13 protein-coding genes are annotated in these 12,571 nt (G+C 69.4%); 10 read left to right on the forward strand and 3 right to left on the reverse strand.

Annotated elements, in window-relative coordinates; all coding sequences use genetic code 11:
- The first annotated feature begins 18 nt into the window (after window positions 1-18).
- The 10 genes from ACZ4Z1_RS12020 to ACZ4Z1_RS12065 all read left to right on the forward strand — a co-directional run bounded on the left by ACZ4Z1_RS12020 (window position 19) and on the right by ACZ4Z1_RS12065 (window position 8,498).
- The gene (locus tag ACZ4Z1_RS12020) at window positions 19-456 is read left to right on the forward strand and encodes a hypothetical protein (protein ID WP_406524537.1); all 438 of its coding nucleotides are present in this window, start codon (window positions 19-21) and stop codon (window positions 454-456) included.
- Window positions 457-735: 279 nt separating this feature from the next.
- Complete coding sequence (gene atpB / locus ACZ4Z1_RS12025; protein WP_468486670.1) at window positions 736-1,533, forward strand: F0F1 ATP synthase subunit A; 798 nt, start codon at window positions 736-738, stop codon at window positions 1,531-1,533.
- 80 nt (window positions 1,534-1,613) lie between these two features.
- Window positions 1,614-1,853: an ATP synthase F0 subunit C gene (atpE, locus tag ACZ4Z1_RS12030; RefSeq protein ID WP_030022192.1), complete on the forward strand. Its 240-nt coding sequence runs from the start codon at window positions 1,614-1,616 to the stop codon at window positions 1,851-1,853.
- Window positions 1,854-1,915: 62 nt separating this feature from the next.
- Entirely contained in the window at window positions 1,916-2,464 is a 549-nt protein-coding gene (locus tag ACZ4Z1_RS12035; RefSeq protein ID WP_468486671.1) for a F0F1 ATP synthase subunit B, read from the forward strand.
- Window positions 2,461-3,276 carry a F0F1 ATP synthase subunit delta gene (locus tag ACZ4Z1_RS12040; protein ID WP_468486453.1) on the forward strand — a complete coding sequence of 272 codons (816 nt, stop codon included), beginning with the start codon at window positions 2,461-2,463 and terminating at the stop codon, window positions 3,274-3,276. The genes ACZ4Z1_RS12035 and ACZ4Z1_RS12040 overlap by 4 nt, the downstream gene beginning before the upstream one ends.
- 149 nt (window positions 3,277-3,425) lie before the next feature.
- Entirely contained in the window at window positions 3,426-5,018 is a 1,593-nt protein-coding gene (atpA, locus tag ACZ4Z1_RS12045; RefSeq protein WP_398350675.1) for a F0F1 ATP synthase subunit alpha, read from the forward strand.
- A gap of 20 nt (window positions 5,019-5,038) precedes the next feature.
- Complete coding sequence (locus tag ACZ4Z1_RS12050) at window positions 5,039-5,959, forward strand: F0F1 ATP synthase subunit gamma (protein ID WP_468486454.1); 921 nt, start codon at window positions 5,039-5,041, stop codon at window positions 5,957-5,959.
- Window positions 5,960-5,964: 5 nt separating this feature from the next.
- Window positions 5,965-7,407 carry a F0F1 ATP synthase subunit beta gene (gene atpD, locus ACZ4Z1_RS12055; protein ID WP_468486455.1) on the forward strand — a complete coding sequence of 481 codons (1,443 nt, stop codon included), beginning with the start codon at window positions 5,965-5,967 and terminating at the stop codon, window positions 7,405-7,407.
- Between the two features lie 108 nt (window positions 7,408-7,515).
- Window positions 7,516-7,899, forward strand: a complete 384-nt coding sequence (locus ACZ4Z1_RS12060; protein ID WP_468486456.1) for a F0F1 ATP synthase subunit epsilon — start codon at window positions 7,516-7,518, stop codon at window positions 7,897-7,899.
- Between the two features lie 149 nt (window positions 7,900-8,048).
- On the forward strand, window positions 8,049-8,498 hold the full coding sequence (locus tag ACZ4Z1_RS12065) for a DUF2550 domain-containing protein (RefSeq protein ID WP_468486457.1): 450 nt from the start codon (window positions 8,049-8,051) through the stop codon (window positions 8,496-8,498).
- Between the two features lie 83 nt (window positions 8,499-8,581).
- Here the strand turns inward: ACZ4Z1_RS12065 and ACZ4Z1_RS12070 are convergent, their stop codons facing one another.
- From ACZ4Z1_RS12070 to ACZ4Z1_RS12080, 3 genes are all read right to left on the reverse strand, one after another.
- The gene (locus tag ACZ4Z1_RS12070; protein ID WP_468486672.1) at window positions 8,582-10,441 is read right to left on the reverse strand and encodes a glycosyl hydrolase family 18 protein; all 1,860 of its coding nucleotides are present in this window, start codon (window positions 10,439-10,441) and stop codon (window positions 8,582-8,584) included.
- Between the two features lie 202 nt (window positions 10,442-10,643).
- A complete protein-coding gene (locus ACZ4Z1_RS12075; protein WP_468486458.1) occupies window positions 10,644-11,330 on the reverse strand; it encodes a response regulator in 687 nt (228 codons plus the stop codon).
- The gene (locus tag ACZ4Z1_RS12080; RefSeq protein ID WP_468486459.1) at window positions 11,327-12,562 is read right to left on the reverse strand and encodes a sensor histidine kinase; all 1,236 of its coding nucleotides are present in this window, start codon (window positions 12,560-12,562) and stop codon (window positions 11,327-11,329) included. Before ACZ4Z1_RS12080 ends, ACZ4Z1_RS12075 begins: the two co-directional genes overlap by 4 nt.
- Window positions 12,563-12,571 lie beyond the last annotated feature (9 nt).

Consider the following 12,571-nt stretch of genomic DNA (forward strand, 5'->3'; position numbering starts at 1 on the left):
TCTTGCCGGAGCGCCGCCATGCAGTCCACTGACGCCCGCCTACTTGCCAATGTCTCCGTACCCTCGCTTGCCACCGGCGCCGTCGGCGTCGTGATCAGCGCTGTGGTCGCGGGCGGGCAGGGCGCGATCGGGGCTGCCATCGGGACGGTGCTGGTGCTGCTGCTGATGGGGTCGGGCCTGGTGGTCCTCCAGCAGACCGCGAAGCGCCTCCCGGATCTGTTCCAGATGATGGGACTGCTGCTGTACGCGGTGCAGATCCTGGCCGTCGCGGTCTTCATGATCGTCTTCAAGGACACCACGCTCTTCAACGTCAGGGCGTTCGCCTTCACCCTGCTCGCGACCGTCCTGGTATGGATCGCCTTCCAGGCCCGCAGCTATATGAAGGCAAAGGTTCTCTACGTGAATCCCGAATCCGCCGAGTCCAAGAAGGCGGAAACCACGGGGTCGCGGACGTGAGGCGTAGGGCCGGAATAAAAGCCCACGCGAGAGCCTGCTATCGTCCGGTGCCAACTGCGGCGCAGTCGGCGCAGGCGGCTGAGCTTCCAGGTTCCGCGTCAGGGAACCGGTGGCACGTCCGGCCGACGCCTGTGAACCGATCCGGCCCCGCGCCGATCAGCCGCCCCCCAATCCGTAAGACCAGTCCAGTGCCGCACCGTGGCTCAATGCCGCGCCGACACAACGAGGTTGCCGTACCCATGCGCCACGCTGAAGGAGCTCGCGGTGAGTGCTGAAACGATGCTCGCCCTCGACACGGAGTGCCACCTCTTCATCCCGGGGTGTGGCTTCGAGGCCCCGGGCCTTCATTCGTTCGTCTTCGAGCCCCTTTTCACCATCGGTGGCTACGAGTTCAACAAGCCGATGCTGCTGGCTCTGGTCAGCACGGTCATCATCGTGGCGTTCTTCTGGGCCGCCTTCGGCCGCGCCAAGGTGGTGCCCGGCAAGCTGCAGATGATCGGTGAGGCGGGTTACGACTTCGTGCGCCGCGGGCTCGTCTACGACGCGCTCGGCAAGAAGGAGGGCGAGAAGTTCGTCCCCTTCATGGTCGCGCTGTTCTTCTTCGTGTGGATCATGAACTTGTGGTCGATCATTCCGGTCGCCCAGTTCCCGGTGACGTCGGTCATCGCGTTCCCCATGGGTCTGGCCCTGGTGGTCTACATCACCTGGCTCGTGCTGACGTTCAAGAGGCAGGGCTTCGTCGGCGGTCTGAAGAACCTCACCGGCTACGACAAGTCGCTCGGCTGGGTCCTCCCGCTGATCATGTTCCTGGAACTGCTGCAGCACCTGATCATCCGGCCCTTCACGCACGCGGTCCGGCTGTTCGCGAACATGTTCGCCGGCCACATGCTCATCCTGATGTTCACCGTCGCCAGCTGGTACCTGCTGAACGGCATCGGCATTGCCTACGCGGGCGTCTCGTTCATCATGACCATCGTGATGACGGCCTTCGAGCTCTTCATCCAGGCCATTCAGGCGTACATCTTCGTGCTCCTGGCCTGTAACTACATCCAGGGCGCGCTCGCCGAGCACCACTGAGCCCCCAGGTACTCCAGCAGTCCCACCAGACGTCCGGTGGCCAACCCCCACCGGTCCATGAAAGAGAAGGAAGACACGGCATGTCCGCGACTCTCGAACTCGCCGCCGGCCTCACTGGCAACGTCGCTTCGATCGGCTACGGCCTCGCCGCCATCGGCCCCGGCGTCGGCGTCGGCATCATCTTCGGTAACGGCACCCAGGCCCTGGCCCGTCAGCCCGAGGCCGCCGGCCTGATCCGCACCAACCAGATCATGGGCTTCGCCTTCTGCGAGGCGCTCGCCCTCATCGGCATCGTCATGGGTTACGCGTACCCGTCCTAAGCACGGAACGCACCGACGACGCCACTTAGACGGAAGGCATTGATGTGAGCGCCCTGGTGAACATGGCGGCGGAGGTTCCTGAGAACCCCCTCGTCCCGCCGATTCCAGAGCTGGTCATCGGCCTGATCGCTTTCTTCATCGTCTTCGGCTTCCTCGCGAAGAAGCTCCTCCCGAACATCAACAAGGTTCTGGACGAGCGCCGCGCGAAGATCGAAGGCGGTATCGAGAAGGCGGATGCCCTACAGGCCGAAGCCCAGCAGGTTCTGGAGGACTACCGGTCCCAGCTCGCCGACGCGCGCCACGAGGCCGCCCGGCTGCGCCAGGAGGCGCAGGAGCAGGGAGCGACCCTGATCGCCGAGATGCGTGCCGAGGGCCAGCGGCAGCGCGAGGAGATCATCGCGGCCGGCCACGCCCAGATCGAGGCGGACCGCAAGCAGGCCGCGCAGTCGCTGCGCCAGGACGTGGGCAAGCTCGCCACGGAGCTGGCGGGCAAGCTGGTCGGTGAGTCCCTGGAGGACCACGCCCGCCAGAGCCGGACCATCGACCGCTTCCTCGACGAGCTCGAGGCCAAGGCGGCGTCGGACCCGACGAAGGCAGAGGCCGGCCGATGAATGGAGCGAGCCGCGAGGCACTCGCCTCCGCACGCGAGCAGCTCGACGCGCTGACGGACAACACGACCGTCGACGCCGCGAAGCTCGCCGAGGAGCTGGCTGCCGTCACCGCTCTGCTCGACCGCGAGGTGTCGCTGCGTCGGGTCCTCACCGACCCGGCGCAGGCCGGCGAGGCCAAGGCCGAGCTGGCCGGGCGCCTGCTGGGCGGCCAGGTCGGCGGCGAGACCGTCGACCTGCTCTCCGGCATGGTCCGCTCCCGCTGGTCGCGCTCGCGCGACCTGGCGGACGCGACCGAGGAGCTGGCGTACGCCGCCGACCTCGTCGCGGCGCAGCGGGCGGGCGCCCTCGACGACGTCGAGGACGAGCTGTTCCGGTTCGACCGGATCGTCGCCTCGTCGCACGAGCTGCGCGCGGCACTGACCGACCGCAACGCGCAGGGCCCGGCCAAGACCGAGCTGCTGCGCTCGCTGCTGGGCGGCCGGGCCAACCCGGTCACCGAGCGCATCGTGGTCCGGCTTGTCGCACAGCCGCGGGGCCGTAGCCTGGAAGCAGGACTGAACGCCCTGTCCAAGCTGGCCGCGGCGCGCCGGGACCGCATGGTCGCGGTCGTCACCTCCGCGGTTCCGCTCAGCGACACCCAGCGGCAGCGCCTCGGTGCGGCCCTGGCGTCGGTGTACGGACGGCAGGTCCACCTGAACCTCGACGTGGACCCCGAGGTCCTCGGCGGCGTCCAGGTCCGGATCGGCGACGAGGTCATCAACGGCAGCATCGCGGGACGCCTCGAAGAAGCGTCCCGGCGGATGGCCGGCTGACCCACCCACCAACTCAAGAAGTAGTACGGCGGCCCGAGTTGGGCCGTGGACGCAGTGACATCACGGGGGCAACCGCCCCTGCCTGCGGCGGGGGACGTACAGACCCCCGTAAACGACGACGGGCCCAACAAGGAGAGCAGGGAACCCAGATGGCGGAGCTCACGATCCGGCCGGAGGAGATCCGGGACGCGCTGGAGAACTTCGTCCAGGCGTACAAGCCGGACGCGGCCTCGCGCGAGGAGGTCGGGACGGTCAGCGAGGCCGGTGACGGCATCGCGAAGGTCGAGGGTCTTCCCTCGGCGATGGCGAACGAACTGCTGAAGTTCGAGGACGGCACGCTCGGTCTTGCGCTGAACCTGGAAGAGCGCGAGATCGGCGCGGTGGTCCTCGGTGAGTTCAGCGGTATCGAGGAGGGCCAGCCGGTGCGCCGCACCGGAGAGGTGCTCTCGGTCGCCGTGGGCGAGGGCTACCTCGGCCGCGTCGTCGACCCGCTGGGCAACCCGGTCGACGGCCTCGGCGAGATCGAGTCCGAGGGCCGCCGCGCCCTGGAGCTCCAGGCTCCGGGCGTCATGGTCCGCAAGTCGGTCCACGAGCCGATGCAGACCGGCTACAAGGCCGTCGACTCGATGGTGCCGATCGGCCGCGGCCAGCGTCAGCTGATCATCGGCGACCGCCAGACGGGCAAGACCGCCCTGGCCGTCGACACGATCATCAACCAGCGCGACAACTGGCGCTCCGGCGACCCGAAGAAGCAGGTCCGCTGCATCTACGTCGCCATCGGCCAGAAGGGTTCCACCATCGCGTCCGTGCGCGGCGCGCTGGAGGAGGCCGGCGCCCTGGAGTACACCACCATCGTCGCCGCCCCGGCGTCCGACCCGGCGGGCTTCAAGTACCTGGCGCCCTACACCGGCTCGGCCATCGGCCAGCACTGGATGTACCAGGGCAAGCACGTCCTGATCATCTTCGACGACCTCTCGAAGCAGGCCGACGCCTACCGCGCCGTGTCCCTGCTGCTGCGCCGCCCGCCGGGCCGTGAGGCCTACCCGGGTGACGTCTTCTACCTGCACTCCCGCCTGCTGGAGCGCTGCGCGAAGCTCTCCGACGACCTCGGTGCCGGTTCGATGACGGGCCTGCCGATCGTCGAGACCAAGGCGAACGACGTGTCGGCGTTCATCCCGACCAACGTCATCTCCATCACCGACGGCCAGTGCTTCCTGGAGTCCGACCTGTTCAACGCGGGCCAGCGCCCGGCGCTGAACGTCGGTATCTCCGTCTCCCGCGTCGGTGGCTCCGCCCAGCACAAGGCCATGCGCCAGGTGTCCGGCCGGCTCCGCGTGGACCTCGCCCAGTTCCGTGAGCTGGAGGCGTTCGCCGCCTTCGGTTCCGACCTGGACGCGGCGTCCAAGGCCCAGCTCGCCCGTGGTCAGCGCATGACCGAGCTGCTCAAGCAGGGCCAGTACCAGCCGATGCCCGTCGAGGAGCAGGTCGTCTCCATCTGGGCCGGTACCACCGGCAAGATGGACGACGTTCCGGTCGAGGACATCCGCCGCTTCGAGCGCGAGCTGCTGGATTGGATGGGCCGCGAGAAGAAGGAGCTGCTCACCAGCATCGCCGAGGGCGCCAAGATGTCCGACGACACCATCCAGGCACTCGCCGACACCGTCGCCACCTTCAAGCAGCAGTTCGAGACCTCGGACGGCAAGCTTCTCGGTGAGGACGCTCCGGTCAGCACCAGCAAGTGACGACGGAAGGGACCTGACCAATGGGAGCCAAGCTCCGGGTCTACAAGCGTCGCATCCGCTCCGTCACCGCGACCAAGAAGATCACCAAGGCGATGGAGATGATCGCCGCCTCGCGCATCGTCAAGGCGCAGCGCCAGGTGGCGGCATCGACGCCGTACGCGAGTGAGCTGACCCGCGCGGTGACGGCGGTTGCCACCGGATCGAACACCAAGCACGCCCTGACGACCGAGGTGGAGAACCCCACCCGGGCCGCGGTACTGCTCATCACGAGCGACCGCGGTCTGGCCGGCGGCTACTCCTCCAACGCCATCAAGGCCGCCGAGCAGCTCACCGAGCGGCTCAAGGCCGAGGGCAAGGAGGTCGACACTTACATCGTCGGCCGCAAGGGTGTCTCGTACTACGCCTTCCGCGAGCGCAAGGTCACGGAGTCGTGGACCGGTTTCACCGACAGCCCGACGTACGCGGACGCCAAGGCGGTCGCCGGGCCGCTGATCGCCGCCGTCCAGCAGGACACGGCCGAGGGCGGCGTGGACGAGCTGCACATCGTCTACACCGAGTTCGTCTCGATGATGACGCAGACGCCGGTCGACAACCGGCTGCTGCCGCTCAGCCTTGAGAAGACGGCCGAGGAGGCGCAGGCGTCGTCCAAGGGCGAGATCCTGCCGCTGTTCGACTTCGAGCCGTCGGCCGAGGACGTCCTGGACGCCCTGCTGCCGCGGTACGTCGAGTCGCGCATCTACAACGCGCTGCTCCAGGCCGCCGCCTCCAAGCACGCCGCCACGCGGCGCGCGATGAAGTCGGCGACCGACAACGCGGAAGAACTCATCAAGTCGCTCTCGCGGCTTGCCAACGCGGCCCGCCAGGCCGAAATCACCCAGGAAATCAGCGAGATCGTCGGTGGCGCGAGCGCCCTGGCCGACGCGACCGCGGGGAGTGACTGACAACTATGACCACCACTGTTGAGACGGCCACGGCGACGGGCCGCGTCGCGCGGGTCATCGGCCCGGTCGTCGACGTGGAGTTCCCCGTCGACGCGATGCCGGAAATCTACAACGCGCTGACCGTCGAGGTCCTCGACCCGGCCGAGGCCGGCAAGAAGAAGACGCTGACCCTGGAGGTCGCCCAGCACCTGGGTGACGGTGTGGTCCGCGCGATCTCGATGCAGCCCACCGACGGTCTGGTCCGCCAGGCCGCGGTGACCGACACCGGCGCCGGGATCACCGTGCCCGTCGGTGACGTCACCAAGGGCAAGGTGTTCAACACCCTGGGCGAGATCCTGAACGTGGACCCGTCCACGGTCGAGATCAACGAGCGCTGGCCGATCCACCGCAAGGCCCCCAGCTTCGACCAGCTCGAGTCGAAGACCGAGATGTTCGAGACCGGTGTCAAGGTCATCGACCTGCTGACCCCGTACGTCAAGGGCGGCAAGATCGGTCTGTTCGGCGGCGCGGGCGTCGGCAAGACCGTCCTCATCCAGGAAATGATCTACCGCGTGGCCAACAACCACGACGGTGTGTCGGTGTTCGCCGGTGTCGGTGAGCGCACCCGTGAGGGCAACGACCTCATCGAGGAGATGACGGACTCCGGCGTCATCGACAAGACTGCGCTGGTCTTCGGCCAGATGGACGAGCCCCCGGGCACCCGTCTGCGGGTCGCGCTGGCCGGTCTGACGATGGCGGAGTACTTCCGTGACGTCCAGAAGCAGGACGTCCTCTTCTTCATCGACAACATCTTCCGGTACACCCAGGCGGGTTCCGAGGTGTCCACCCTGCTCGGCCGTATGCCGTCCGCGGTGGGCTACCAGCCGAACCTGGCGGACGAGATGGGCCTCCTCCAGGAGCGCATCACCTCGACCCGTGGTCACTCGATCACCTCGATGCAGGCGATCTACGTCCCCGCGGACGACCTGACCGACCCGGCGCCGGCCACCACCTTCGCCCACCTGGACGCGACCACCGTTCTCTCGCGTCCGATCTCGGAGAAGGGCATCTACCCGGCGGTGGACCCGCTGGACTCGACGTCCCGCATCCTGGACCCGCGCTACATCTCGCAGGACCACTACGCCTGCGCCTCGCGCGTCAAGACGATCCTGCAGAAGTACAAGGACCTCCAGGACATCATCGCGATCCTCGGTATCGACGAGCTGGGCGAGGAGGACAAGCTCACCGTCCACCGCGCCCGCCGCATCGAGCGCTTCCTGTCGCAGAACACCCACGTGGCGAAGCAGTTCACCGGTGTCGACGGCTCGGACGTGTCGCTGGACGAGTCCATCGCGGCGTTCAACGCGATCGCCGACGGTGAGTACGACCACTTCCCCGAGCAGGCGTTCTTCATGTGCGGTGGCCTCGAGGACCTGAAGGCGAACGCCAAGGAGCTGGGCGTCTCCTGAGGCCCGGCCGCGTTCCGGGGGCGGCCCTGGCCGCCCCCGGCCCGTACGACCACTAGTATTTGACCCAACATCTGCCGCACCCGGCAGGTGGAGACCCGAGGAGCCATCGTGGCTGAGCTGCACGTCGAGTTGGTCGCCGCCGACCGTCAGGTCTGGTCGGGCGAGGCCAGCCTGGTCGTCGCGCGCACGTCGTCGGGCGACATCGGCGTCATGCCGGGGCACCAGCCGCTGCTCGGCGTGCTGGAGTCCGGCCCGGTGACGATTCGTACGACCGGCGAGGGCGGGGGCGGCACCGTCGTCGCCGCCGTGCACGGCGGCTTCATCTCGTTCGCCGACAACAAGCTGTCTCTGCTCGCGGAGATCGCCGAGCTGTCCGACGAGATCGATGTCCAGCGCGCGGAGCGGGCCTTGGAGCGGGCGAAGTCGGAGGCCGACGCGGCCGCCGAGCGCCGCGCCGATGTCCGGCTGCGTGCGGTGGCGGGCGCGCACTGAAGCCCTCCACCGACGAGTTCGTCCCTCAGCCGCGGGCTGCGCTGGAATCCTCCAGGGCGGTCCGCGGCTGAGGCAATGCAGGTGCGTTTTCCCCCTCGCGCCCGAACCGGCGCGTGGGTACCCCCATCGAGGCGAGGAGGTCGGTTCGGATGGTCCTCGCTCTGCTCGTGAGCGGCGCGGTCGTCGTACTGGTGCTGCTGGGGCTCTTCGTCTTCGGACTACGGCGACGGCTCATCCAGCGCTCCGGCGGCACGTTCGACTGCAGCCTGCGCTGGAACGTTCCCGACGGGGAGGCCGAGCCCAGCGGCAAAGGCTGGATCTACGGCGTCGCCCGCTACAACGGCGACCGGGTCGAGTGGTTCCGCGTCTTCTCCTACGCGCCCCGCCCGCGCCGCGTCCTGGAACGCTTCGCCATCGAGGTGCTGGAACGCCGCACCCCCCAGGGCGAGGAAGAACTCGCCCTCCTCTCCGACTCCGTCGTGCTCGCCTGCCGCCACCGCGGTACGAGGCTGGAGCTCGCCATGAGCGAGGACGCCCTGACGGGCTTTCTGGCCTGGCTGGAGGCGGCGCCTCCCGGGCAGCGGGTGAACGTCGCGTGAGGCTGTCCTCCGGCTGAACCGGCCGAAGGCCGGGGAGGCGGGGGCGACACCGCCTCCCCGGCCGGTCCGGGGGAGTGGCCGGGCTACTTCAGGCCGCTGTCGATGGCGGTCATCAGTTCGCCGTTGGCCGTGTCACCGCTGAATTCCCAGAAGAACGCGCCACCCAGCCCCTGCTGCTTGGCGTAGTTCATCTTGCCGATGATCGTCGCCGGGGTGTCGTAGCTCCACCAGTTGCTGCCGCAGCGGGCGTAGGCGGTGCCGGCGACGGTGCCTCCCCCAGACTCCGTCTGGGAGGTGCCCCCAGCCGGGCAGCTCGCCTTGAGGATCTTGTAGTCCTCGATGCCCGCCTCGTACTTGCCGGGGGCCGGTCCTGTGGCGGTGCCGCCGGGGGCGTCCTGGGTGACGCCGGTCCAGCCGCGCCCGTAGAAGCCGATGCCGATCAGCAGCTTCTTGGCGGGTACGCCCTTGGCCTTGAGCTTCTGCAGGGCCGCGTCGGTGTTGAAGCCCTGCTTGGGGATGCCGGGATAGGTGGTCAGGGGCGAGTGGGGGGCGGTGGGGCCGGTCTTGTCCCAGGCGCCGAAGAAGTCGTACGTCATGACGTTGTACCAGTCGGCGTACTGCGAGCCGCTGCCGTAGTCGGCCGCGTCGATCTTGCCGCCGTCGGAGCCGTCGGCGGTGATCGCCGCGGTGACCAGCTGCTTGCCGAACTTGGCGCGCATCGCCTTCATCATCTCGGCGAACGCCGCCGGACCGCTGGTGTCACAGGTCAGGCCGCAGGCGTTGGGGTACTCCCAGTCCAGGTCGATGCCGTCGAAGAGGCCGGCCCAGCGCGGGTCGTTGACCAGCTGGTGGCAGGAGTCGGCGAAGGCCGCCGGGTTCTTGACGGCGTCGGGGAAGCCGCCGGACCAGGTCCAGCCGCCGAAGGACCACAGGAGCTTGATGTTCGGGTACTTCGCCTTGAGCTTCTTGAGCTGGTTGAAGTTGCCGCGCAGTGGCTGGTCCCAGGTGTCGGCGACGCCGTCCACGCTCTGGTCGGCGGTGTACGCCTTGTCGGTGGCCGCGTAGGCGTCGCCGATGGTGCACCGGCCGCCCTGGACGTTGCCGAAGGCGTAGTTGATGTGCGTCAGCTTGCTCGCGGAGCCGGAGGTGACCAGGTTCTTCACGTGGTAGTTGCGGTCGTAGACGCCCCACTCGGTGAAGTAGCCCAGCTTGACCGCGTCCACGGGCTGCCCGCCGCCGCCGGTGGTGCGGACGGTGGTGGCGGCGCTGGCGGGGCCGGTCTGGTCGGCGGTGTCGCGGGCGACGACCGTGTAGGTGTAGTCGGTGCCCTTGGTCAGGCCGGTGTCGGTGTAGGCGAGTTTCTCGACGGTGGCGACCTTGGTGCCGTCGCGGAGGACGTCGTAGTTCTTGATGCCCTTGTCGTCGGTGGCGGCGGTCCAGGTCAGGCGTATGGAGGTGTCGGTGATGTCGCTGGCCACGGGCTTGCCGGGTGCGGAGGGCGGGGTGTCGCCGGGCTGTGCCCCGTCGCAGGGGCCGCCGTTGAGCTTGCAGCCGTTCACGTCGCCGCCGCCGGAGCCGGTGCCGATGAAGCCGAAGCTGACCGAGGCGCCGGGAGTGATGGTGCCGTTCCAGTTGACGTTCTTGGCGGTGTAGTGGCCGTTCGAGCCGCTGACCTGGGCGTCCCAGGCGGAGCCGACGGTGGTGCCGGCGGGGAAGTCCCACTCGACGGTCCAGCCGTTGACGGTGGTGGTGCCGGTGTTCTTCACCGTCCACTGCCCCTGGAAGCCGGTACCCCAGTCGGAGACCTTGGTGTACGTGGCGGTCGCCGATTCGGCGGCGTGCGCGGGGGTGGCGCCGGCCAGGCCGATCAGCGCGGCGACGGGCAGGAGGAGTGCGGTGAGGGCCGCGAGGGCTCTTCGTCGGGCGTGGGTGGTGCGTGTCAGGGTTCCGGGTGTCACGGATGCTCCCAGGTGAGGGGGTGGAGGGTGGGGGAACCTGCGCCGCCCGGTGAGCGCTGTGGGGCGCGCTCACCGCAAAGATGTGAAGGGAGCGTAAAAAGGTCCAGACCTACGGTCAAGAGGTCTGGACCAAAGTGGGGGACGCCCTCCGCGGCGCCCGGCCGCGCGACGGGTGCCGTCGCCCGTCTCAGCCGCCGGCGACACCCAACTCCTGCGCCAGCACCGCCGCTTGCACCCGGCTGCGCAGCTCCAGCTTTCCCAGCAGGCGGCTGACGTGCGTCTTGACCGTGGCCTCCGCCATCTCCAGGCGCACCGCGATGTCGGCGTTCGACAGGCCCTGGCCCAGACAGCCCAGCACCTCGCGTTCGCGGCGGGTCAGCGCGTCCAGCACGGCCGGGTCCGGTGCCGAGGCATCTGCGGGCCGCCGTACCGTACGGGGGTCGGCGAACTCCGCGATCAGCCGCCGGGTCACGGCCGGGGCGATCACCCCTTCCCCGGCGGCCACCGTGCGCACCGCGTCCAGCAGCGCCGCCGCCTCGCTGTCCTTGAGCAGGAAGCCGGCGGCTCCGGCCCGCAGCGCCCCGAAGACGTACTCGTCCAGGTCGAAGGTGGTCAGCACCAGGACGTCGGCCAGCGACTCGGTCACGATCGCCCGGGTGGCCGAGACGCCGTCCAGTTTGGGCATCTGGACGTCCATCAGCACCAGATCGGGCCTCAGTTCGCGGGCCAGCCGCACCGCTTCCTCGCCGTCCGCGGCCTCCCCGGCCACCTCGATGTCGGGGGCGGAGCGCAGGATCAGCGCCAGCCCGGCCCGTACGGCGGACTGGTCCTCGGCGATCAGTACCCGGACCGGGCGGCCGGTGTCAGCGGTCATTGTTGTTCTTCCTCCTCGCGGACGGGCAGTTCGGCCCGTACCTGCCATCGCTTGCCGTCGCCGTGCTCGCCACCGCCCTCGGGCCCGGCCTCGAACCGGCCGCCGAGCAGCTCGATCCGCTCCCGCATGCCGATCAGGCCCGCGCCGGAGCCGGGCGCGCGCGGGCCGGGCCGGTCGCCGAAGGGGCTGGTGACGCGGACGGTGAGCGGGCCGCCGGGGCCTTGGGTGATACGGACCGCGACCTCGCCGGGCGCGGCGTGCTTGAGGGCGTTGGTCAGGGACTCCTGGACGATGCGGTACGCGGCCAGCTCCACCGGCGCGGGCAGTCGCGCACCGCCGTCCGCCCGGGTGTCCTCCAGGGTGAAGGTGAGTCCGCTGCTCGCCCCGTTGACGCGGGCCTGCGCCAGGAGCGCCTCGAGCCCGTGCAGGGTGGGGGTGGCCTGGGCCTCTGCGGTCCCGCCGGGGTGCTTGGCGTCCCGTAGCAGCCCGATCAGGCGCCGCATCTCGGCGAGGCCCTGCACGCTGTTCTCCCGGATGACGCCGAGCGCTTCGCGGGTGGCGCCGGGGTCGTCTATGGCCTGCGCGGCCGTGGAGTGGATGGCGATGGCGGACAGGTGGTTGGCGACCATGTCGTGCAGTTCGCGGGCCATCCGGGCGCGTTCGGCGAGGATGGCCTGCGTACGGTCCATCTCGGCCAGCAGCGCGGTCTGTTCGGCCTCCAGGCGGGCGGCCCGGGCGGTGTTGCGGTGTTCGCGGATGATGGCGCCGGTCCAGGCCGGGCCGACGGTGATCACGCCGATACCGATGCCGATCAGCAGGGCCTGCGGGTCGTGCAGGATCGTCACCGGGACGATGGTGGCGAGGACGGTGAGCAGGACGCTGATGACCGGTACGCGCCGGGCGGTGCCCGGGGGCCCGTACAGCACCGCGGCGTAGACGATGTCGGTGAACATCACGACCGTGGCGATCAGCCCACCGCAGCACAGGTCCAGTGTGATCGCGAGGGTCGCCAGGCCCAGCGCGGACCGCGGGGCGGTCCGGCGCAGCAGCTCGGTGCCGGACATGAGGGTCAGCGTCACCAGGACCAGCCAGGAGGGCAGGCCCGGGAACAGCGGTGGGCTGCTGCGCAGCCCCAGCCCGTACAGCAGCAGCCCGCCGAGCAGCCCGCAGACGGCGATGCGCACGTCGTCGCGGTGCGGGCGCGCCGGGGCGGCGATGGGTCTCGCGGTCACCCCTCCATC

The organism is Streptomyces sp. NPDC030165 (assembly GCF_055573595.1).

Excerpts from the sequence above, each read along its gene's own strand:
- ACZ4Z1_RS12020 (WP_406524537.1), top strand. The coding sequence starts at position 19 with ATGCAGTCCACTGACGCCCGCCTACTTGCCAATGTCTCCGTACCCTCG.
- atpB (WP_468486670.1), top strand. The coding sequence starts at position 736 with ATGCTCGCCCTCGACACGGAGTGCCACCTCTTCATCCCGGGGTGTGGC.
- atpE (WP_030022192.1), top strand. The coding sequence starts at position 1,614 with ATGTCCGCGACTCTCGAACTCGCCGCCGGCCTCACTGGCAACGTCGCT.
- ACZ4Z1_RS12035 (WP_468486671.1), top strand. The coding sequence starts at position 1,916 with ATGGCGGCGGAGGTTCCTGAGAACCCCCTCGTCCCGCCGATTCCAGAG.
- ACZ4Z1_RS12040 (WP_468486453.1), top strand. The coding sequence starts at position 2,461 with ATGAATGGAGCGAGCCGCGAGGCACTCGCCTCCGCACGCGAGCAGCTC.
- atpA (WP_398350675.1), top strand. The coding sequence starts at position 3,426 with ATGGCGGAGCTCACGATCCGGCCGGAGGAGATCCGGGACGCGCTGGAG.
- ACZ4Z1_RS12050 (WP_468486454.1), top strand. The coding sequence starts at position 5,039 with ATGGGAGCCAAGCTCCGGGTCTACAAGCGTCGCATCCGCTCCGTCACC.
- atpD (WP_468486455.1), top strand. The coding sequence starts at position 5,965 with ATGACCACCACTGTTGAGACGGCCACGGCGACGGGCCGCGTCGCGCGG.
- ACZ4Z1_RS12065 (WP_468486457.1), top strand. The coding sequence starts at position 8,049 with ATGGTCCTCGCTCTGCTCGTGAGCGGCGCGGTCGTCGTACTGGTGCTG.
- ACZ4Z1_RS12075 (WP_468486458.1), bottom strand. The coding sequence starts at position 11,330 with ATGACCGCTGACACCGGCCGCCCGGTCCGGGTACTGATCGCCGAGGAC.